The sequence below is a fragment of the Ideonella sp. genome (genome assembly GCF_041918995.1).
Classification (GTDB): Bacteria; Pseudomonadota; Gammaproteobacteria; order Burkholderiales; family Burkholderiaceae_C; genus Ideonella.
This window is the reverse complement of sequence record NZ_JAYRUN010000007.1, coordinates 85,486-105,394: the sequence shown is the minus strand read 5'-3', so window position 1 is coordinate 105,394 and position 19,909 is coordinate 85,486. Positions and strand designations below refer to the sequence as shown.

Annotated in this window: 16 protein-coding genes; 12 read left to right on the top strand and 4 right to left on the bottom strand. The window is 71.4% G+C overall.

Features of this window, described 5'->3' with window-relative positions:
• The first annotated feature begins 70 nt into the window (after window positions 1–70).
• Both ACE3UN_RS08200 and ACE3UN_RS08195 read left to right on the top strand, forming a co-directional pair.
• Window positions 71–1,003, top strand: a complete 933-nt coding sequence (locus tag ACE3UN_RS08200) for a sulfotransferase (protein WP_374674438.1) — start codon at window positions 71–73, stop codon at window positions 1,001–1,003.
• A 25-nt stretch (window positions 1,004–1,028) separates the two neighbouring features.
• A complete protein-coding gene (locus ACE3UN_RS08195; protein WP_374674437.1) occupies window positions 1,029–1,721 on the top strand; it encodes a sulfotransferase family 2 domain-containing protein in 693 nt (230 codons plus the stop codon).
• 19 nt (window positions 1,722–1,740) lie between these two features.
• On the opposite strand, the gene ACE3UN_RS08190 is transcribed toward ACE3UN_RS08195, so the two are convergent.
• Window positions 1,741–2,883, bottom strand: a complete 1,143-nt coding sequence (locus ACE3UN_RS08190; protein ID WP_374674436.1) for a hypothetical protein — start codon at window positions 2,881–2,883, stop codon at window positions 1,741–1,743.
• A gap of 96 nt (window positions 2,884–2,979) precedes the next feature.
• Here ACE3UN_RS08190 and ACE3UN_RS08185 point away from each other — a divergent pair, with 96 nt between their 5' ends.
• Window positions 2,980–3,672 carry a sulfotransferase family 2 domain-containing protein gene (locus tag ACE3UN_RS08185; protein WP_374674435.1) on the top strand — a complete coding sequence of 231 codons (693 nt, stop codon included), beginning with the start codon at window positions 2,980–2,982 and terminating at the stop codon, window positions 3,670–3,672.
• An 81-nt stretch (window positions 3,673–3,753) separates the two neighbouring features.
• Here ACE3UN_RS08185 and ACE3UN_RS08180 read toward each other — a convergent pair whose 3' ends face one another.
• Window positions 3,754–4,758, bottom strand: a complete 1,005-nt coding sequence (locus ACE3UN_RS08180) for a hypothetical protein (protein ID WP_374674434.1) — start codon at window positions 4,756–4,758, stop codon at window positions 3,754–3,756.
• Window positions 4,759–5,097: 339 nt separating this feature from the next.
• Between ACE3UN_RS08180 and ACE3UN_RS08175 the strand changes: the two genes are divergently transcribed.
• From ACE3UN_RS08175 to ACE3UN_RS08145, 7 genes are all read left to right on the top strand, one after another.
• On the top strand, window positions 5,098–5,943 hold the full coding sequence (locus ACE3UN_RS08175; protein WP_374674433.1) for a hypothetical protein: 846 nt from the start codon (window positions 5,098–5,100) through the stop codon (window positions 5,941–5,943).
• Window positions 5,944–6,112: 169 nt separating this feature from the next.
• Window positions 6,113–6,949 carry a polysaccharide export protein EpsE gene (epsE, locus tag ACE3UN_RS08170; protein WP_374674432.1) on the top strand — a complete coding sequence of 279 codons (837 nt, stop codon included), beginning with the start codon at window positions 6,113–6,115 and terminating at the stop codon, window positions 6,947–6,949.
• The gene (epsF, locus tag ACE3UN_RS08165) at window positions 6,949–8,385 is read left to right on the top strand and encodes a chain length determinant protein EpsF (protein ID WP_374674431.1); all 1,437 of its coding nucleotides are present in this window, start codon (window positions 6,949–6,951) and stop codon (window positions 8,383–8,385) included. The genes epsE and epsF overlap by 1 nt, the downstream gene beginning before the upstream one ends.
• Complete coding sequence (locus ACE3UN_RS08160) at window positions 8,382–9,293, top strand: polysaccharide biosynthesis tyrosine autokinase (protein WP_374674430.1); 912 nt, start codon at window positions 8,382–8,384, stop codon at window positions 9,291–9,293. Before epsF ends, ACE3UN_RS08160 begins: the two co-directional genes overlap by 4 nt.
• A 321-nt stretch (window positions 9,294–9,614) precedes the next feature.
• Window positions 9,615–11,369, top strand: a complete 1,755-nt coding sequence (locus ACE3UN_RS08155; RefSeq protein ID WP_374674429.1) for a hypothetical protein — start codon at window positions 9,615–9,617, stop codon at window positions 11,367–11,369.
• Window positions 11,370–11,561: 192 nt separating this feature from the next.
• Window positions 11,562–13,412, top strand: coding sequence for a hypothetical protein (locus tag ACE3UN_RS08150; protein WP_374674428.1), 1,851 nt, complete (start codon window positions 11,562–11,564; stop codon window positions 13,410–13,412).
• A 78-nt stretch (window positions 13,413–13,490) separates the two neighbouring features.
• Window positions 13,491–14,777: a glycosyltransferase family 4 protein gene (locus ACE3UN_RS08145; RefSeq protein ID WP_374674427.1), complete on the top strand. Its 1,287-nt coding sequence runs from the start codon at window positions 13,491–13,493 to the stop codon at window positions 14,775–14,777.
• An 18-nt stretch (window positions 14,778–14,795) separates the two neighbouring features.
• On the opposite strand, the gene ACE3UN_RS08140 is transcribed toward ACE3UN_RS08145, so the two are convergent.
• The gene (locus ACE3UN_RS08140; protein ID WP_374674426.1) at window positions 14,796–15,743 is read right to left on the bottom strand and encodes a glycosyltransferase family 2 protein; all 948 of its coding nucleotides are present in this window, start codon (window positions 15,741–15,743) and stop codon (window positions 14,796–14,798) included.
• A gap of 29 nt (window positions 15,744–15,772) precedes the next feature.
• Window positions 15,773–17,164 carry an oligosaccharide flippase family protein gene (locus tag ACE3UN_RS08135; protein WP_374674425.1) on the bottom strand — a complete coding sequence of 464 codons (1,392 nt, stop codon included), beginning with the start codon at window positions 17,162–17,164 and terminating at the stop codon, window positions 15,773–15,775.
• Between the two features lie 192 nt (window positions 17,165–17,356).
• Between ACE3UN_RS08135 and ACE3UN_RS08130 the strand changes: the two genes are divergently transcribed.
• On the top strand, window positions 17,357–18,889 hold the full coding sequence (locus ACE3UN_RS08130; RefSeq protein WP_374674424.1) for an O-antigen ligase family protein: 1,533 nt from the start codon (window positions 17,357–17,359) through the stop codon (window positions 18,887–18,889).
• Complete coding sequence (locus tag ACE3UN_RS08125) at window positions 18,876–19,907, top strand: glycosyltransferase family 2 protein (RefSeq protein WP_374674423.1); 1,032 nt, start codon at window positions 18,876–18,878, stop codon at window positions 19,905–19,907. The genes ACE3UN_RS08130 and ACE3UN_RS08125 overlap by 14 nt, the downstream gene beginning before the upstream one ends.
• Window positions 19,908–19,909 lie beyond the last annotated feature (2 nt).

Below are 19,909 nucleotides of genomic sequence, written 5' to 3'. Positions count from 1 at the left end.
CCGTCGCGGCGCCCCGTGGGCGCCGGCCGGTGCCCCAACCGACGGACCGCTTCCTAGAATCGGCAGCACCATGCGCAGCGTCCTCGATCGAATCCGCCGTCCGCGCGCCGATGCCCCGGCGGGCCCTGCCCTCGACCTGGACGAGGTGCGGGCGTGGTGCCAGCGCAGCCGGCCGCTGTTCATCGTGGGCCTGGCCCGCTCGGGCACGTCGATGCTGCAGGTGGCCTTCGCGCAGCACCCCACTATGTTCGACATCGCGAACTGTCGCGAGACCTTCATCTTCCTGCGGCCCCGGCAGCCGTACGAAGATCCGGTGCACTTCCCCACCCGCGCCTACCTCAAGGGCCGTCCCAACCTCATGGCCCTGCGCGAATGGGTGGGCCCCCATGAGCAGCAGCACGGCCCGCTGTCCGAGGCGGATGCCATCCGCGCCTTCTTCCACTTCGCCGGCACGCGGGTGTATCCCGATCGGCATCCGCTGGAGAAGACGCCCGGGCACCTGCGCAAGCTCGACCTGATCTTCGAGATCTTTCCTCAGGCGCGCATCCTGGTGTGCAGCCGCGACCCGGTGGACGTCGTGGCCTCGTACCGCAAGCGCCTGGCCAAGGCGCGGGCCGAGGGCGAGCCGCCCGAGAAGACGGCCTGGCTCGACAAGAGCGTGGACGAGATGATCGGCGTGTTCGACCGCTTCACGCGGCTGGTCAACGAAGCCCTCCCGCGGCACGGTTCGTCGATGTACATGGCGCCGTACGACTGGCTCATCGGCGACCCGGAGGCCTCCATCCGTGCCATCTGCGAGTTCGCCGACATGGAGTTCGTGCCGCAGATGGTCGCGGCCGAGGCCAGCGGCAGCAAGGCGGACGGCACGGCGCAGAAGTCGCACGCGATCCAGCGCCGCGCCTCCGACGCGCACACCGTGATGACGGCCGAGGAGATCGAGCGGGTGCAGTCGGCCTGCGCCGCCTGGCTGCCGCAGTGGAGCACCCCGGGCGTGCTGCGCTGAACGCCGCCCACCGCAAGGAACCTGCATGGCTGTCTACTCCGCGCAGCACCGCTACATCTTCTTCGCCAACCCGCAGACGGCGAGCAAGGCCATCGCGCTCACGCTGCGCGAGTGCCTGGGCGGCGTGGCCCTGCCCGACCGCGAGATCACGCGCAACGGCAAGACGCTGGCTCGCCTGCACCACACCACCTACAGCCAGATCCTGGCCGCCGGCCTGCTGACCGAGGCGCAGCTCGCGGAGCTGTTCAAGGTCACGTGCGTGCGCAACCCCTTCGACCAGCTGGTGAGCAAGTACATCAAGTACTGCGAGCGGTTCGGTGGCGACCCTGCCAAGTTCCCCTGGCTCGTCGATGAGGCGCCCGCCGGCGAGCACAGCTTCCCGCAGTGGCTGCGCTGGCTGGGCCGGCGCTACGAGGAAATCGACAAGCTGCGCAACGGGCCGCTCGAGTTCCTGGCGCATGCGGACCATGTCATCCGCTTCGAGGCGCTGCAGGACGGCTTCGACGAGTTCACGCGGCGCATCGGGATTGCTCAGCCGGTGCCCATCATCGTGCACAACATCACCAAGGGCCGGGCGGAGGCGGGCGAGCCCGCGGCGCCGGTGGTGAAGAAGAAAAAGAAGAACTACACCGAGTACTACGACGACGCCAGCGTGGCCGTCGTCGAGCGCCTGTACGCCCCCATCCTCGAGCGCTTCGGCTACCGCTTCGCGGGCTGACCGCCCGCGAGCAGGCCGTTCAGGCGTCGCTGTCCGCGGTGGATGGCGTGGCGCCGGTGGCTGCCGCGCGGCGCCGAGCCGCCTTGCGCGGCGCGGCGGGCGTGTCCGGTGCAGGCGGGGCCTCCGGCGTGGCCCGCTTGGCGGCCCTGCGCGCTTTGGGCGCCGGCGGGGTGGCGGCGGGTGCCGCGTCGCCGGTGGGCGCGACGGGGCCAGGCGTGTCACCTGCCGCGTCGCCTGCCAGCGCCTCAGGGGCGGCTGGCGAGTCCGCCATGGCGTCCTCGGTGGCGCCGGCTGGCCCGGCTTCCGTCCGGGCCAGCGCCTTGGCCTTCTTGCCTGGCCCGGCGCCGGGCGGCATGTCGTAGCCGAGGCGCCCGTACAGGAACGCCTCCCGTCGTGCCACCAGCCGGCGCGCCTCGGCGTCGTAGAACTGCTCGATGGCCTCCTGCTCGGCGGCGACGCCGCCTTTCAACGCGGCCACACGTTCGCGCTGCGGGGCGGTCAGCGGCACGCCGGCCGCGTCCAGCGCGGCCAGCAGGTCGCTGCCCAGCGACTCCAGCCGCACGAAATGGGCGGGCAGCGCCTGCGCCGCGTGCAGGGCCTGCAAGGCCTCCATGGAGGACACCGACTTGTCCATGTTCTCGGCGCCGCGCACGAAGTGGTTGAAGTACTGGTAGGTCATCAGGCCGGCGAACTTGGCGATGGGCGAGCTGCCCCAGCCGTGGTCCACCAGCTTGCGCATGCCGCGCTCCATCAGCACCGCCTGCAGCCACTCGCGGAACGCCTGGACGTCGTTCGCATCGGCATACCAGGTGTCGCGCGCCCGTTCCGGTCCCCAGCCGTCGGGGATCTGCTTCAGGTCCGTCTGCCCCGGCTTGGGCTCCCGGTTCTTCAGGCGCGCGCGCAGCTGCCCCCAGCGCACGTCGCTGGTCAGTCGCTTGTGCAGATCGCCCTTGCCGGCACAGCCGTTGCGCCACAGGGCGAGGTACCAGCTCAGCGGGTGGCACACCAGGCCCAGCACCGGCTTGCCCGTCTCGGCCAGGGCGTCCGCGTAGAGCGAGCCCTTGTCCGTGTCGCCTCCCACCAGCTCCTGCAGCAGCTTCTTCACGCGTGCACTGCCGCCACGGTGGAGTTCGACGAGCAGCAGGCGTTCGGACGTGAACATGGGGGAGAGCCTTGGGGAAGTGGGGTGGGCAAAACTAGTATAGGAGGCCGTCCGTGACGGACGGTCGGAAGCCACGACGCAAGCTGGGGGGGCCACATGGCCGTGTACTCGACGCGCTATCGCTACATCTTCTTCGCCAATCCGCAGACGGCGAGCAAGGCGGTCGCGCGCACCTTGCTCGAATCGCTGGAGGGGCAGCCGATGCCGGAACGCGAGATCCGTGCCGAGGATGGCGCGATCCTCGTCAAGAAGCACCACGCCACCTGGCGCGACCTGCAGGAGCACGGGCTGATGACCCGTGCCCAGCTCGACGGGCTGTTCAAGTTCACCTGCGTGCGCAATCCGTACGACCTGCTCGTCAGCCGATACCTCAAGCGCAAGGGCCGGTTCACGGCCGACCCCACGCGCTACCGCTGGGCGCAGGACAACGCGCGCGTGCACGCCAGCATGGACGCCGCGCAGTCCATGGGCTTCCCGGAATGGGTGGGGCGCGAACTGCAGCGGCACCGGGACAAGGGCACCACCGTCAAGGGACCGCTGGAGTACCTGGACCACGCGGACTTCATCATCCGGTTCGAGGCGCTGCAGCCCGGCTTCGACGAGGTGCTGCGTCGGCTCGGCGTCGAGCACACCGTGCCCATCGTGTCGGAGAACGTGACCAGCGAACGCGCCGCCGACGCCGGTGCGCGCCGCCACTACGCCAGCTACTACGACGACGACAGCCGCGGCTGGGTGGCCCGTGCCTACGCGCCCGTGATCGAGCGCTTCGGCTACCGCTTCGAGGGCTGAGCGACAAAGGGGCGCTCCCGTGCGGGAGCGCCCCTTGGCGTGCGGGCAATCACCAGGGGGCCGGCGCACCGGCCCCGCCGATCACTCGGCGTCGTCGGTGACGGCGGCCTTTTCCTTCTTCTTGCCGCCGGCCTTCTTGGCGCGGGCCACGGCCGGCGTGGCGAAGAACTTCTGCGCTTCCTGCCACAGCGGGCGCGAGTACTCCGGCGGCTCGTGGCCGTGGCCGGCCTCGGCCGAGTCGTACATGGCGGTCATCACGCGGCCGTCCGGCGACACGCCGCCTTCCGGGTCGATGTCCCAGCGGCGCCAGATGCCGGGGAAGTGGCGGCTGATGGTGGACTTGTCCTTCAGGTTCTGGCCCACGAACACGCGGATGTCCTGGCCGGCCTGGTGCGCGTCCTTCAGCGCGATGAGCGGGTTGAAGCGCCAGGGGGTGTCCTGCATCATCTGCTCGTAGTCGTCCATGGTCTTGCCCATGGCGCGCATGCCGGCGGCGATGACCCCCTCGCGGTACTTGTCGGGGCGCAGGAACGGGCACACGGCGACGATGCCGGTGCGGGACTTGCGGCGGCTGCCCACCAGGATGGCGGACGTGCCGCCGGCGGACGAGCCGTACATCTGCACGTTGTCGACCGGCACGCCCAGCTTGGCGCAGACCACGTCGATCAGGGCGTTGAGCTCAGGCACCAGGTCGTTGTCGATCGTGCCCATGTAGAACCCGCAACGCGGCACGTTGGAGTTCCAGTCGAGTTCGGCGATCGGGTCGGAGATGGCCAGGATGGGCGCGTCGAACAGCGCTTCCCAGTTGCGGCGCGAGAACATCGGCCGGCTGGCGTTGGCGCTGTCCTTGCCGCCGCCCCGTGCACCCTGGAAGGTGACCACGAGCTTGTCCGCCTTGCGCACCGTGTTGATGGAGATGTTGACCGTGAAGTGACCCGTCTTCACGCGCATCACGGTGAGGGCCTTCTCGGGGATCGTCCAGTCGCCGTTGAGCTCCACCGTCTCGGCGGCCTCGCGGGTGATCTCGGCATTGCTGTCGGGGTAGAACGGGATGTCGGAGCCCTGGTCGGGTACGAGTTCAAACATGGTTCGAATGCTGGCAGGTTGGGGGAAACGGCATCCCTGTCACAGGGCCCAGAAAGCACCCGCGGATGCACTGTGAAAGTGCGCGCCGAATGCAATTTGATACTAGCACAGCACCCTCTTTGCAAGGCCTGTGCCATTGGGGATGCACACGTGCAAACGTCTCGGGCAGACGGGCTTGCCGACATGGCAAATGGGGCCCCATCCGGGAAGTCCCTCGTCTATGATCCGCGGCGCCATGGTGCGGGCCCTCGGGGCCTCCCGGCCGCTTCGTCATCAATCTTCAACAAGGGATGGCGACGGTGCCCATGCGCCCCCCCAACCACCCGCGAGGTTTCGCACATGCTCATCACCGACAAGGTCGTCTTCGTTGAACTCCAGAAGACCGGCTCCACTCACATCAAGAAGACGCTGAGGGATCTCCTCGGCGGCAAGAACGATGGCAAGCACAACGTTCCCACCGAGGAACTGCTGGCCAGTGGAAAGCAGTTCATGGGGTCCATCCGCGACCCCTGGGGCTGGTACCTGTCGCTGTGGACCTACGGCTGCCAGCAGCAGGGTGAGCTGTTCCAGCGCCTGACGAACCCCAAGCGCTGGGAGCGCGTGCTGGCCAAGATCAACGCGGCGCGCAACGCCAGCACCGAGAAGGACGGCGTGGAGGAGAAGAAGCAGAAGTCCATGCTGCCGCCCGACGTGGGCGCCGACCGCGCCAAGGACTTCTACTACGCCGATCCCGCCAACGCGGAGGCCTTCCGCGAGTGGTTGCGGGTGGTGTGCTCGCCGCAGACGCGGCGCGTGGTGGAGGCGGGCTTCGCGCAGTCTCCCATCGGCAAGGTCGGCGGCCTGATGACCTTCCGCTACTTCAACCTCTTCGTGCGCGGCGCCGACAAGATGCCCGCCACCGTGAGCACGCAGGAAGGCCTGAAGGCGTTCGAGAAGGACAACCTCATCGTCCAGCACATCATCCGGCAGGACTGCCTGGCCGACGACCTCGTCAAGGCGCTGGACGGCTGCGGCGTGGAGCTCTCCGACGAGCAGCGCAAGAAGATCTACGACGCCAAGCCCACCAACAAGTCGAACCGGCCGCACCCGTTCAACCACTACTACGATGCCGCCAGCGTCGACCTGGTGGCGCGGCGCGAGAAGTTCATCATCGACCGCTTCGGCTACAAGCGTCCGGCCGTCTGAGCCTCTGGTGGCCCCCCGCGCTTGGCGGGGGGGCCCCTTCGGCGTACGCTGCGCGCGTCGTCCGGCGCCGGTCGGCCGCGCCGGCCCGGCACAGACCTTGCCGTCCCGGTCCGCTCCGCGCGGGCGGGGCCGGCATGCGCCGGAGCGACACACCACGGACGGGAACGACATGAACCGACTCCTTCGACCCCTTTGTGCCAGCCTGCTGGCCGCTGCCGCCCTGGCGGCGCCCATCGCCCACGCGCAGACCGCGGCGGCGCCGGCGGCCGGCGAGGCGGCGCTGTACCGCATCGGCCCGGGCGACACGGTGCGTATCGCCGTGTACCAGAGCCCGGACCTCAGCCTGGAAACGCGGGTGTCCGAGTCCGGCCTAATCAGCTACCCGCTGATCGGTTCCCTCCGGCTCGGCGGCCTCACGGTCAACCAGGCCGAGGCGGCGCTGGCGGATGCCCTGAAGAAGGGCGACTTCATCAAGAACCCGCAGGTCACGGTGATGGTCACGCAGGTGCGCGCCAACCAGGTGAACGTGCTGGGCCAGGTGGGCAAGCCCGGCCGCGTGCCGCTCGACGTGGCCGGCATGCGGCTGACCGACGTGCTGGCCCTGGCCGGCGGCGTCACCAACACGGCCGGTGCCGACACGGTGGTGGTCACCGGCCAGCGCAACGGGCAACCCTTCCGCAAGGAGATCGACCTGCCCCGCGTCTTTGCCCCCGGCGGCCGCGGCGACGACATCGAGATCCAGCCGGGTGACGCCATCTGGGTCGACCGCTACCCCGTGGTGTACCTGTACGGCGAGGTGCAGCGCCCGGGCCAGCTGCGCCTGGAGCGGGGCATGACCGTGATGCAGGCGCTGGCCACCGCCGGCGGCCTCACCCAGCGCGGCACGCAGCGCGGCCTGCGCGTGAGCCGCCGTGCCGCCAACGGCCAGGTGCAGCAGCTGGAGCTGTCGCTCGACGACACCCTGCTGCCCGGCGACGTGGTGTTCGTGCGCGAGAGCCTGTTCTGATGAGCCTGCCCAATTTCCTGGCCGTGCTGCGCGCCCGCTGGGTGCCGGCCGTGCTCACCTTCGCGCTGGTCCTGGGGGCCGCGGTCGGCTACACGCTGCTGGCGCCCAAGATGTACACCGCCTCGGCCACCCTGGTCATCGACATCAAGCCCGATCCGGTGGCGTCGATGCTCTATGGCGGTGCGGCCTCGCCCGCCCTGATGAACACCCAGGTGGAAGTGCTGCGCAGCGACCGGGTGGCCCTGCGTGTGGTGCGCAACCTCAAGCTCACCGAGGTGCCTGACATCCGCAAGCTCTGGGACAAGATGAACCGGGGCGAGGGCACGATGGAGGACTGGCTGGTCGAGTTCCTGCTGAAGAACCTCGACGTGCAGGTGGCACGCGCCGGCAGCAACGTGGTGAACGTGGCCTACAAGGGCACCGAGCCGCAGTTTGCAGCCACCCTGGCCAACGCCTTCGTGCAGGCCTACTTGGAGACCGCGGTCGAGCTGCGGGTGGACCCGGCGCGCGAGTACAGCGGCTTCTTCGCCACCCAGGTGGACGAGGCGCGCGTCGCGCTCGAGTCGGCCCAGCAGCGCCTGTCCAAGTTCCAGCAGCAGCAGGGCATCATCGCCACCGACGAGCGCTTCGACGTGGAGATGAGCCGGCTGAACATGCTGAGTCAGCAGCTGGTGACCATGCAGGCGCAGTCCAGCGAGTCGTCGAGCCGGCAGGCGCAGGCGGCGGCCTACGGGGACAACCTCTCGGAGGTCATCAACAACCCGCTGGTCGCCTCGCTCAAGGGTGACCTGGCCCGCGCCGAGGCCAAGCTCAAGGAACTCGACTCCCGCTATGGCGCCAACCACCCGCAGGTGGTGGAAGCACGCGCCACCGTGGGCGACCTGCGCAACCGCCTCGCCGCCGAGACGCGCACGGTGACGGGCAGCGTCTCCGTCAGCGCCCGCATCGACCGCGCCCGCGAGGGCCAGGTGCGGGCCAGCCTGGAGGAGCAGCGCCAGAAGGTGCTGCGCATGAAGGAGGTGCGTGACCAGGGCGCGGTGCTGGTGCGCGACGTGGAGAACGCCCAGCGCTCCTACGACCTGCTGCTCAACCGCTTCAACCAGAGCAACCTGGAAAGCCAGAACCGGCAGAGCAACGCCGCCATGCTGGCGCGGGCCACGCCGCCGGCGGCGCCCTCGTCGCCCAAGGTGGCCGCCAACCTGCTGATCGGCCTGTTCTTCGGCCTGGCACTCGGCTGCGGCGTGGCGCTGGCCCTCGAGCAGTTCGACAAGCGCGTGCGCGTGCCGGCCGATGCTGTCGCCGCGCTCGGGCTGCCCGTCATCGGCATCATGCCCACGCCGGCCATCGGCCGCCGCATGCGGCTGCAGCTGGCCCAGGCCCAGGACCGCATGATCTCCGGCCGCCGCCTGCCCGCGCCGGGCAAGGGAAGCCAATGAACGACTCCGCAGACCCGACCCAGCACGACTTCTCCGATTCCATCCATGCGCCGCTGGGGGCGGCCGAGGTTAAGTCGCGGGCGATCGGCGAGTTGATCCGCGATGCGCGCAACCTGAGCGCGGAGGACGTGGAGCACATCGCGCGCTACCAGCGCGAGCACAACGTGCGTTTCGGCGAGGCCGCCATCGCGCTCGGCCTGGCCTCGGCCGAGGACGTGCTGTACGCGCTGTCGCAGCAGTTCCAGTACGCCTACGGCGACGAGCAGCGCCGCCAGGCCAACCCCGAGCTGGTGGCGCTGGTGCAGCCCTTTGGCCACCAGGCGGAGGCCTTCCGGGCGATCCGCAGCCAGATCCTGCTGCGCAGCCAGGAGGAAGAGGGCGGCCAGCGCCGCCCGCTGGCGGTGGTGAGCCTGGACAGCGGGGACGGCAAGACCTATTTCTGCGCCAACCTCGCGGTGGCCCTGGCGCAGCTCGGCGGGCGGGTGCTGGTGGTGGATGCCGACATGCGCGGCGCCCGCCTGCACCAGATCTTCGACGTGGACAACTCCCGCGGCCTGTCCAACCTCCTGGCCGGCCGCGGCGGCAAGAACGTCGTCAAGGCGGTGCCCGACGTGCCCAACCTGTGGGTCATGCCGGTGGGGCCCCAGCCGCCCAACCCGCTCGAGCTGGTGGAGGGGCCGGCCTTCGGGCTGCTGCTGCGAGAGCTGTCGTCCAAGTTCGACCATGTGCTGATCGACACGCCCGCGGCGGTGTTCGGCACCGACGGCGTGGTGATCGCGGCGCGTTGCGGCGCGGCCCTCGTGGTCGCCCGTCGGGACGCCAGCCGCGTCAGCGGCCTGCAGGACCTGGTGGTCTCGCTGCAGGCGGGCCACACGCGGCTGGCGGGCGTGGTGATGAACGAGTACTGAAGGGGCTGACCCCGCCCGGCGGCCGCGCCGGATACTTTTCGTCACAGTCGTCACCGCCTGGCGCAGCAACTGCTTACCAATTGCGCGCGCTTCGACACGCGGGCCAGGACACCGGGCCGGCATCATGCGCCGCTGGCACGCCCCCGGAAGGGCCGAGGGGCGGCCGGAATTGCGGGGGGCGCGGTGGCGCAAGCGGAGGCGAGGGACCGGACAGCGGGCTGGCGCGGCATCGTGGCCGCGACGCTGGCGGTTGCCTGCCTCTCCGCCGGGGCGGCGCCGGCCTCCGCGCCGGCGTCGGCCACCGCCTCGTCGGTCCCGGCCATGGCCGGCCGCTCCGGCCTGGGGCTGAACCTCGCGCCGTGGGAGTACCACGGCACCGACTTCCCCCTGGTCGACCAGTTCAAGCGCAGCACCGGCTGGCTCACCCAGTGCGAGCCCAGCCGTGACCCGGGCTGCAGCGGTTTCGCCGCGGGCGCCAGCGCGTGGGACACCGGAGAGCGCGCGCGGCTCCCGCTCGACGCCGAGGGCTGGCCGCTGCGCCTGCCCGCCGCCGACGACGCGAGCGTCAAGTACCGGTCGGCGGCCGTCCTGCTGTTCAACGGCAATGGCGGGGCACATCCCGCGGGCCGTTATGTCGTGACCTACGAAGGGCGCGGGACCCTGGCCCACGACCTGGCCGGCCGCAAGGTCGCCGCCGAGTCCCGCCCGGGCCGCGACGTGGTGGAGGTGAGCAACCGCCCCGAGGACGGTGGCTGGCGGATCGCCATCCAGGCGACCGACCCCGCCCAGCCACTGCGCCACATCCGCGTGTTCCCGCCGGGCGGCGCGTGTGCGACCGACCTGGCGCGCTTCGCCGCCACGCCCGCCGACTGCACGGCACGCCGCGCCGGCGCCTTCGTGCCGTTCGAGAAGTTCCCGCCCCAGTGGCGCTGGCACCCGCAGTACCTGCAGGACCTGCGCGGCTTCCGCACGCTGCGCTTCATGGACTGGGGCCGCACCAACACCAGCCCGGTCACCACCTGGGCGTCGCGCCCGCCCATGGACGCGGCGGTGTGGGACCACCCGGGTGGCGTGCCGGTCGAGGCGATGCTCGACCTCGCGTCGGCCGCCGGCGCCGACCCCTGGCTCCATGTGCCCCTGCGGGCGGACGACGGCTACGCTCGCGCGCTGGGCCAGCTGCTGCGCGAGCGCCTGCCAGCCGGCCGGACGGCGGTCGTGGAGCACGCCAATGAACCCTGGAACGAGGCCTTTCCCATCGCTGCCTGGGTGCAGCAGCAGGCCCGCGCCAAGTGGCCGGCGGCCCGGGGCGAGCCGGTGGCCCTTGGCGTCAACTGGCAGGCCTGGCGGGCGGCCCGCCTGTGCCAGCTGGTCAAGTCCGCCTGGGCACCGGGCGCCGCACCGGTCCGCTGCGTGCTCAATGGTCAGGCGGCGAACCCCGACCTGCTGAAGCAGGCGCTGGCCTGCCCGCTGGCGGCGGCCGAGCTCGGCGGCCCCTGCGGCCGCCAGGTCGACGCCCTCGCCGTGGCGCCGTACTTCGGCGGCTACCTCGCCAGCGCCGCCCTGCGCGATGCCACCCGCCCGTGGCTCACCGACGCCGACGGCGGCGTCGATCGGCTGTTCCAGGAACTGCTGGCCACCGACCGCCAGGGCGCGCCCGTGCGGCCGCCGCTGCAGGGCCGGCCCGATGCCCCGCGCGAGGGCGGTGCCCTGGCCCAGTCGCGCGGCTGGATGCAGCAGGCGCGCACCCTGGCGGCCTCGCACGGCCTGCCGCTGTGGGCCTACGAGGGTGGCCAGCATCTCACGCCCCCCGCCGGCGAGGACGAGTCGCGCTGGGTGCGGCTCATCCGCGCCGCCAACCGGGACCCCCGCATGGGTGCCGCCTACGAGCGCCACCTGGCCGACTGGCGCGGCGCGGGAGGTGAACTGTTCGTCTTCTATCACCACATGGGTGCCGCCTCGAAATGGGGCGCCTGGGGCCTGCAGGAACGCCCCGGGGATGCGCAAGCGCCCAAGTGGCAGGCCGTGATTCGCTGGCGAGACCACCAGCCTTGCTGGTGGAAGGGGTGCGGAACTTGAGGCCCGCGCGCTTCCACCGACGGGTCAATCCGCGGAATTGGCCCGTGAAAACCCTGTGGTTGCCTCTCGTTGCAGGCCGGTGCTCACCGGCCGTCTCCATCGTCCGATCAGCAGTGCGTCGCCCATGCAGTGGAAGTTCGTTGCGGTGCGCGACCCCTCTGCTGTGAACTCCTTCCCCAAAGGCTGAACCCCATGACTGTCCGACTGCTCTCCCGACCTGCCGCTCTGGCGACCGCCGCGGCACTGGCCGCGATGGCCTCCTTCGGTGCCCACGCTGCCAACGGCACCCCGTCCAACCGCGGCGTGGGTGTGAACCTCGGCGCGTTCGACTACTTCACCCCCGACCTGCCCACCATCAACCAGCTCAAGCGGGCGGGCGGCTGGTTCACCCAGTGCAGCTACCCGCGCGACGCGGGCTGCACCGGCTTCACCAACGGCCAGAGCAGCTGGGACACCCTGGAGCAGGCCAAGATGGACCTGGACGAGCAGGGCTACCCCAAGACGCTGCCGGCCGCTGGCGACACCAACGTCAAGTACCGCACCGTGGCGGCGCTGATGTTCCAGGACGACGCGCGGGTGCACCCGGCGGGCAAGTACGTGGTGCTGTACGACGGCGCCGGTACGCTGGAATACAGCCTGGCCGGCACGAAGGTGGCGGCCGAGTCCAAGCCGGGCCGCGACGTGGTGAGCGTCACCAACACCGACAACGCGGGCCTGCTGCTGACCATCCGCGCCACCACGGCCGGCAACCACATCCGCAACATCCGCGTGCTGCCTCCGGGTGGCGTGTGCAGCCTGGACACGGCGCAGTACGCGCTCACCTCGGCCGACTGCAGCGGCAAGGGCAAGGGCGAACTGGTGCCGTTCGAGAACCTGACCGGCCGCACCTGGCATCCGTCCTTCGTGGCCGACCTGAAGGGCTTCCGCACCCTGCGCTTCCTGGACTGGAACAAGACCAACTCGTCGCCGCTGGCCAACTGGGCCGACCGTCCGAAGGTGAACGACGCGCTGTGGACCGGCACGGGCGGCGTGCCCACGCCGGCCATGATCTCCCTGGCCAACGAAGTGGGTGCCGATCCCTGGATCAACCTGCCCACCCACGCCACCGACGACTACGCCATGCGCTTCGCGCGCCAGGCCAAGTCGCTGCTGGCGCCCAAGCTGAACCTCATCGTCGAGTACAGCAACGAGCCCTGGAACTACGGCTTCAGCCAGTCGCACTGGATGCGTGAGCAGGCCCGCGCCACCTGGCCGGACCAGATCTCCAAGGGCAAGAGCGACTACGAGCTGCAGCCCAGCTGGTACGCCATGCGCTCGGTGCAGCTGTGCCAGATCGTGAAGAAGGAGTTCGGTGCCGACGCGGCGCGCGTGAAGTGCGTGTTCAACGGCCAGGCCTCCAATTCGTGGATCAGCGCCCAGCAGATGGACTGCCCGTTCGCCGTGTCGAAGCTCGGCCAGGCCTGCTCGAAGTTCATGGACGGCATGGCCATCGCCCCGTACTTCGCCAGCCACATCGGTGACCCGGCCGTGCGCAGCACCGTCAAGACCTGGTACACCCAGCCCGACGGCGGCCTGAACAAGATGTTCGAGGAGATCCTCGGCGTCGACGCCAACGGCAACAAGGTGACGCCCCCGCTGTACGGCAAGACCCGCGAGTCGGACATCGACGGCTCGGTGGCCCAGGTGAAGAAGTGGATGACGGCCAACAAGACCGAAGCCACCAACCGCGGCCTGCCGCTGATGGCCTACGAAGGCGGCCAGCACCTGATCATGCACCCCGGCGACACCGACCAGCAGTGGCTGAACCTGATGATCGCCGCCAACCGCGACCCGCGCATGGGCAAGGCCTACACGCAGACGCTGGCCGACTGGCAAGCCGTGGGTGGGCAGGTCTACGCGATGTACAACCACGTGTACAAGCCCGGCAAGTACGGCGTCTGGGGCCTGAAGGAGACGCAGTTCCAGGGCACCAACCACAAGTGGCAAGCGGTGCTGCCGTACCGCGACACCAAGACCTGCTGGTGGACGGGCTGCGCCCGCTGAACACCGGTACGGCTCTTGCCTCCCAAGCCGCCGGCCCCAGGGCCGGCGGCTTTTTTCTTGCCTGCGTGGTGTCTTGTGATGGAGGCTTCCCTGTTGGTCGACGGCTCGTCTGTCCCCCGCCCGCGCGACGCCGGTGCCGGCATGCCGCTGGTGGTGCTGGTCGCGCCCAACGTGTCCGAGCAGATGGGGGGCGAGGCCATGAAGGCGCTGCAGATCCTGCGCGAGCTGCGGCGGGCCCTGCCCGACACGCTGCAGGTGACGCACGCGCGCAACCGGGCCGAGGTGGCGCGGCTGGGGCTGACCCAGGTCCATTTCGTGGAGGACCGCTGGTGGATGCGGCTGTTGTGGGCCGTGCCCCCGCTGCGCTGGACGCTCGGACCGTTGTTCTCGTGGGTGTCCATGCGCCTGGCGGAGCGGCTGGCCGATGGCCTGGCCGCCGGTCGGCCCGTGGTCATCCACCAGGTGGAGCCCAATTCGCCGGTGATGCCGCGCTGGCTGTCGCGCCGCCACGCCAACGTGCTGGGCCCGGTCAACGGCAACATCTATTGCCCGCCCGCGTTCCGCCACCACGAGAGCGCCGCCGCACGCTGGCGCCGGCGACTGCACATGCCGCTGCAGTGGGCCCGGCGCCTGTGGCCACTGCGCCGGCATGCGCAATGCGTGCTGGTGGCCGGCGGGGAGCGCACACGCCGCTCCCTGCGGGCGGCGGGCCTGCCTGAGGCCACGCTGGTGGACACGGTGGACTGCGGCGTGCCCGAGGCGTGGCTGGACCGCCCGAGGTTGCACCACGCCGGTGCGAACCTGCACTTCGTGCACTTCGGCCGGCTGGTGTTCCACAAGGGCACCGCGCTGGCGATCCGTGCCCTGGCGCACTGCCGGCTGCCGGTGATGCTGGACGTGGTGGGGCGCGGCCCCGAGAGGGCCGCCTGCGAGCGCCTGGCGCAGGCGCTCGGGCTGGCCGGGCGGGTGCGCTTCCTCGACTGGTACGAGCGGCACGACGACCTCGTCGCCAGCTTCGGCCGCTACCGCGGGATGGTGCTGCCCAGCCTGGAGGACGCGAACGGCATCGTCGTCCAGGAGGCCCTGGCGCTCGGCCTGCCGCCCGTGTGCCTGGACTGGGGCGGGCCCCAGCTGCTGATCGACGACGGCGTGGCGGGCCTGCTGGTGCCGGCGACGGACGAGGACTCGATCGTGCGCGGTCTGGCGGCGTGCATGGACCGGCTCGCGGGCGACGGTGCGCTGGCCGACCGCCTGGCCGAGGCCGGGCGGCGGCGTGCCGAGGGCTGGCGCTGGTCCCGCGTGGTCGCGCAGTGGCTGCTGCTGTACCAGGCCGTGGTGCGCGGCCGCCCGCCGGCCGCGGCCTGACCGCCGCCGGCGCCCGCCTCAGCGCGTGGGCCGGCTGCCGAACGCGGTGGCGCGCAGCAGCCCCAGCAGCGCCGCCCACCGGCGCAGGCCGCTGGCCAGGCGGCGGCGGTCGTGCTGGCGCCACCAGTCCCGCAGGCCCACCAGCAGGGCGGCCAGGCCCTCCAGCAGCACATGCGCGGCCAGGCCCAGGCGGCCATGGTGCTTGCGGAAGTAGAGCAGGCTGCTCTCGATGGACAGGTGGTCGATCTGGCGCGTCGCGTTCACCTCGCCGTCGGCCTTGGCGCTTTCGCCGCCGAGGTGCACCACGTGGGCGTCGGGAAAGTAGTGCACCTGCCAGCCGGCGTTCTTCACCCGGCGGCACAGATCCACCTCCTCGGCGTAGAGGAAGAAGCGCGGGTCGAACAGGCCCACCTCGTCGATCACCGACTTGCGCATCAGGTAGTAGCAGCCGGGCACCCAGTCGCACTCCTGGGGGCGGTCGAAGTCCCAGTCGCCCGGGTCGATGCGTGGGGTGCCGCGGAACCAGCGCTGCAGCCCCGCCTGCATGAGGAACACGTTCCAGGGCGTGGGAAAGCGCCGCGCGCTGGGCTGCGGGCTGCCGTCGCGGTTGAGCAGCCGGGCGCCGAGCACGCCGCAGCGCGGGTGGGCGCGCAGGTAGTCCAGCGAGCGTTGCAGCGAGTCCGGCGTCATGAACGCATCGGTGTTCAGCAGCAGCACGAAGGGCGTGTGCACGTGGGGCAGGGCCGCGTTGTTGGCCCGGCCGAAGCCCACGTTCTCGGGCAGGCGCACCAGCGTGACGTCGGGGTGGTCGGTGGCCAGGTGCTCCGCCGAACCGTCGCGCGAGGCGTTGTCCACCACCACCACGGCGCCGCCGCCGATCGCCGCCTCGGCGGCGTGCAGCGCGGCGAGGCACTCGTCCAGCAGGTGGCGCGTGTTGTAGCTGACGAGGATGGTGGTGAGTTCCATGGGAAGCAGACAGTCGTCGCGCGGGGCCGTCACCGCACCAGCCAGCCGGCCAGCCAGCCCAGCGGGAACAGGCCGAGCACGCCGAATTCGAAGCGCCAGTCCAGCAGGCCCCGCTGGTGCTGCATGTGCAGCATGACGGGCACGAAGGAGGCCTGCGCCAGCACCACGCCGCCCAGTGCCCCGGGCAGCCCCCAGAGGGCGAAGCCTGCCGGCACGGCCGTGTAGAGCGTGAGGTTCTGGATCAGCCCGCGCTTGTAGAGCTGGCGCGTCTCGCCCGTGGCGATGAGGTACTGCTCCGTCACCGAATAGCGCAGCGCCACCAGGCCCAGCGACAGCACGGCCAGCACGTGGCCGGCCAGGGCGTAGCGGCCGTCGTAGATCAGGCCGATGACACGGTCGGCCGCCGCGAAGAGAAAGCCCGCGGCCAGCAGGCACAGGGCATCGATCGGCAGCCGGCACTGGCGGTAGGCGGCGGCCAGCCGCTGCGGCTGCTGGCGCGACACCTCGGCCAGGGCCGGCATGCCGACGTAGGCAGCCAGCTTGTAGATCACCTCGCGCAATGCGTTCACCAACAGTGCGCCGATGGCATAGATGCCCAGGTCGGCCGGCGTCAGCAGGCCCCCCAGCAGGATGCGGTCGCCCTCGCGGAACAGGTAGGTCAGGGCGGACGACAGCAGGATCCACTTGGAGAAGTGCCAGGCCGTGCGCGCGGCCGCAGGCTCCCAGCGCAGCCGGTTGGGCGGGCCGGGCAGGGTCAGGTGGCTGAGCAGCGCGATGGCGGCGGCCTGCACCAGCCACCCCACCGGCAGCACCCACCAGGCGGCCCAGTGCAGGGCCAGCCCGATCATCAGCGCGGTCACGCCCAGCTGCACCACCACCTCGTTGCGCACCACGCGGCCCAGGGCGAGCGCCCGCTGTGCGCGCGCCAGGTTGGTGGACTCCAGCGCCATGGCCAGCGGCACCAGCGACAGCACGGCGATCACGCCCGGCAGGCGCGGATCGGCGTAGCTGCCGGCCAACCACCCGGGCGCCGTGTGCGCCAGCCCCACCAGCGCGCCGGCCACCCCGTTCATCACGGCGCACAGCACGGCGCCGCGCAGCAGCTGCATCGACCAGATGGTGTTCAGGAAATCCGGGTCGTCCCCGCGCTCGTTGTGGATGACGCTCTGCGAGAAGCCGAAATCCGACATCATCACCACGGCGGCGATGACCACGGTGCCCAGCGTCATCAGGCCGTACATCTCCGGCGCGAGCAGGCGGGTGAGCACGATGCTGCTGCCCAGCCGCACCGCCTGGGTGAAGGCGAAGCCCAGGCCGATCCACAACGCCGCCGAGCCCGCACGCTGGCGCCAGCTGCCCGAGGTGGGTGCGGGCGGCGGCGGCAGGGCGGCAGAAGGGTCGGCGGGCGGCACGGGCGGCATGGAGCGCAGGGCGGGGCGGCGGGGCCATCGGCAAGCGAGGGGCCTGCCTGGCCGCGCGCTATTGTCGCCAAGCGCGGCAGGGGGGCCGGCCGGGCCCGCCGATTGCTCTTGGGGGTGTCGCGCCCGGCCGACCCCGTCGCGCCATGCGGTACGCTTCGCGCGCCGCGGTCCCACGCGGACGACTGTCCCACCATGCCCTCCCATCTGAAGGCGCTGCCCGTCATCCTGGCGGTGGCGCTGGTGTTGTTCTGGATCGCCGGGTTCGCCTGGCCCGCCCTGGCCCGCAGCGGTGAGCTGCGCCGGCTGCGCTGGGCGTTCCTGATCGTCACGCTGCTGGCCTTCGCGAGCCCCAGCATCTGGGTCTATGCGCTGGCCATGCCCGTGGTGGTGGCCGCCTTCCTGGTGCCGGCCGGTGACCGCGGCACGCGCGCCGCCGCCCTGTGGGCCGGCCTGCTGCTGGCGGTGCCCAGCGTGGGGGCCTACATCCCCGGCTTCGGTGGCATCGGCAACTTCTTCGAGATGACCCACGCCCGGGCCCTGACCCTGGCGCTGCTGCTGCCCGCGCTGCTGTGGGTGCGCCATGGCGCGCGCTCGCCCGCCCCGCTGGGCCTGGCGGCGGACTGGTTCGTGCTGGCCTACTTCGCCGTGCAGCTGGCGGTGGTGCTGCCGTTCGCCTCGCGCACGGACCTGATCCGCCAGGCCTTCGTGCTGTGCATCGACACGCTGCTGCCCTACTGGGTGTTCAGCCGCGTGTTCCAGGACCCGGACGGGCTGCGCTCGGCCCTGCGGGCTTTCGTGCTGACCGCCATGGTGCTGTCGGTGCTGGCGGTGTTCGAATCCGTGCGCCGCTGGCCGCTGTACGACGCCGTGCCCGAGGCCTGGGGCATGAGCTGGGACCTGAACGTCTTCCTGGAGCGGGCCGGCCTGCTGCGGGCCAAGGCCTCCGCCGGCCACTCGCTGGTGCTGGGCAGCGTGCTCGTCGTGGCACTGGGCTGCTGGGCCGCGGTGCGCCAGGAGGTGCCGCGGCGCTGGCTGGCCACGCTGGGCACGCTCGGCCTCGTGGGCGGCCTCACCGCCTCCATGGCGCGCGGCTCGTGGCTGGGCGCGCTGCTGCTCGGCCTGCTGCTGCTGGTGCTGGGGCCCGCCCCCATCAAGCGCCTGCTGCTGGCCGGCGTGGCGGGCGTGGGCGTGCTGCTGGTGGCGGCGCAGATCCCCGCGTTGCGCGTGGTGGTGGACCTGCTGCCCTTCGTCGGCGAGGTGGACGCCTTCAACGTCACCTACCGCCAGCGCCTGTTCGAGATCTCCATCGCGCTCATCGCCAACAGCCCCTGGCTGGGCGTGCCGGGCTACCTCGACCACATGGAGGAGCTGCGGCAGGGCCAGGGCATCATCGACATCGTCAACTCCTACCTCGCCATCGGCCTGGCCACCGGCGTGGTCGGCCTGGGCTGTTTCCTGGGCGCGTTCGCCACCATGCTGTGGAGCCTCTGGCGCTTGCGCCGCGACGCGGACGCCGCCCCCGAAGGGCGCCACCTGGCCGGCTGCCTGCTGGCCACCACGCTCGCGCTGATGTTCGTGCTGGTCACCACCAGCAGCATCGTGATCGTGCCCGCCATGAGCTACATGCTGCTGGGCCTGGGCGTCTCCTGCGCCCGCCTGTACCTGCCGCAACGCGACGCGTCCCACGCGCTCGCCGCGGCCGCCCTGCGACATGGCCGGCTCTGAGCGGCACGCCGCGGCCGGCCGCGCGCCGTCGCCGGCCACGGGGGTGGTGGTCATCGGCCGCAACGAGGGCGCGCGCCTGGCGGCCTGCCTGCAGGCCCTGCGCGGCCAGCCGCGGCCGGTGGTCTACGTGGACTCCGGCTCGCGCGACGACAGCGTGGCGCTGGCGCGCGGCCTGTGCGATGCCGTCCTGCCTCTGGACCCGGCGCGGCCGTTCTCCGCGGCCCGGGCGCGCAACGAGGGCGCGGCCCTGCTGCATGCCCGGTGGCCCGGCCTGCGGCACGTGCAGTTCCTCGATGGCGACTGCATCGTGGACCCGGCCTGGCTGGACGCGGCCGAGGCGGCGCTCGACGCCGAGCCCGGCTGTGCGCTGGTGGTGGGCCACCTGCGGGAGCGCCACCCAGAGGCCTCGCCCTACAACCGCCTGTGCGCCCTGGAGTGGCACTCGCCCGCCGGGCGGCTGGAGCGGCCCGGCCAGATCGGCGGCCTGATGATGGTGCGGCTGGCCGTCTTCGAATTGCTCGGCGGCTTCCGCACCGAGGTCATCGCCGGCGAGGACTCGGAGTTCGGCGTGCGGGTGGCCCTGGCCGGCCACCACCTGCGCAAGCTCGACGCCGCCATGGCCACGCACGATGCCGACATGCACCGCTTCGGCCAGTGGTGGACGCGCGCGGTGCGCGCCGGCCATGCCATCGGCCAGCGCGCCCACCTGCATGGCCGCGGGCCGCTGCAGGACTGCGCCCGCGAACGTGCCTCCACCTGGGCTTGGGGCCTGGCGCTGCCGGCGGCGGCGCTGGCGCTGGCGCCGGCCAGCCGGGGCGTGTCGCTGGCGCTGCTGGCGGCCTACGGCCTGCTGGCCTGGCGCATCTACCGCCACCGCCGCGGCCAGGGCGACAGCGCGGGCGACGCCTGGCTCTACACCCGCTTCAACCTGCTGGCCAAGTTCGCGAACGCCTGGGGCCTGCTGAAGTTCCAGGCCAACCAGGCGCGCGGCCATTACCGGCTCATCGAATACAAATAACG

Coding starts and splice junctions, on each gene's coding strand:
- ACE3UN_RS08130 (WP_374674424.1), top strand. CDS start 17,357: ATGCCCTCCCATCTGAAGGCGCTGCCCGTCATCCTGGCGGTGGCGCTG.
- ACE3UN_RS08160 (WP_374674430.1), top strand. CDS start 8,382: ATGAACGACTCCGCAGACCCGACCCAGCACGACTTCTCCGATTCCATC.
- ACE3UN_RS08180 (WP_374674434.1), bottom strand. CDS start 4,758: ATGTTTGAACTCGTACCCGACCAGGGCTCCGACATCCCGTTCTACCCC.
- ACE3UN_RS08140 (WP_374674426.1), bottom strand. CDS start 15,743: ATGGAACTCACCACCATCCTCGTCAGCTACAACACGCGCCACCTGCTG.
- ACE3UN_RS08135 (WP_374674425.1), bottom strand. CDS start 17,164: ATGCCGCCCGTGCCGCCCGCCGACCCTTCTGCCGCCCTGCCGCCGCCG.
- epsE (WP_374674432.1), top strand. CDS start 6,113: ATGAACCGACTCCTTCGACCCCTTTGTGCCAGCCTGCTGGCCGCTGCC.
- ACE3UN_RS08175 (WP_374674433.1), top strand. CDS start 5,098: ATGCTCATCACCGACAAGGTCGTCTTCGTTGAACTCCAGAAGACCGGC.
- ACE3UN_RS08185 (WP_374674435.1), top strand. CDS start 2,980: ATGGCCGTGTACTCGACGCGCTATCGCTACATCTTCTTCGCCAATCCG.
- ACE3UN_RS08190 (WP_374674436.1), bottom strand. CDS start 2,883: ATGTTCACGTCCGAACGCCTGCTGCTCGTCGAACTCCACCGTGGCGGC.
- ACE3UN_RS08145 (WP_374674427.1), top strand. CDS start 13,491: ATGGAGGCTTCCCTGTTGGTCGACGGCTCGTCTGTCCCCCGCCCGCGC.
- ACE3UN_RS08195 (WP_374674437.1), top strand. CDS start 1,029: ATGGCTGTCTACTCCGCGCAGCACCGCTACATCTTCTTCGCCAACCCG.
- ACE3UN_RS08200 (WP_374674438.1), top strand. CDS start 71: ATGCGCAGCGTCCTCGATCGAATCCGCCGTCCGCGCGCCGATGCCCCG.
- ACE3UN_RS08125 (WP_374674423.1), top strand. CDS start 18,876: ATGGCCGGCTCTGAGCGGCACGCCGCGGCCGGCCGCGCGCCGTCGCCG.
- ACE3UN_RS08150 (WP_374674428.1), top strand. CDS start 11,562: ATGACTGTCCGACTGCTCTCCCGACCTGCCGCTCTGGCGACCGCCGCG.
- epsF (WP_374674431.1), top strand. CDS start 6,949: ATGAGCCTGCCCAATTTCCTGGCCGTGCTGCGCGCCCGCTGGGTGCCG.
- ACE3UN_RS08155 (WP_374674429.1), top strand. CDS start 9,615: ATGGCCGGCCGCTCCGGCCTGGGGCTGAACCTCGCGCCGTGGGAGTAC.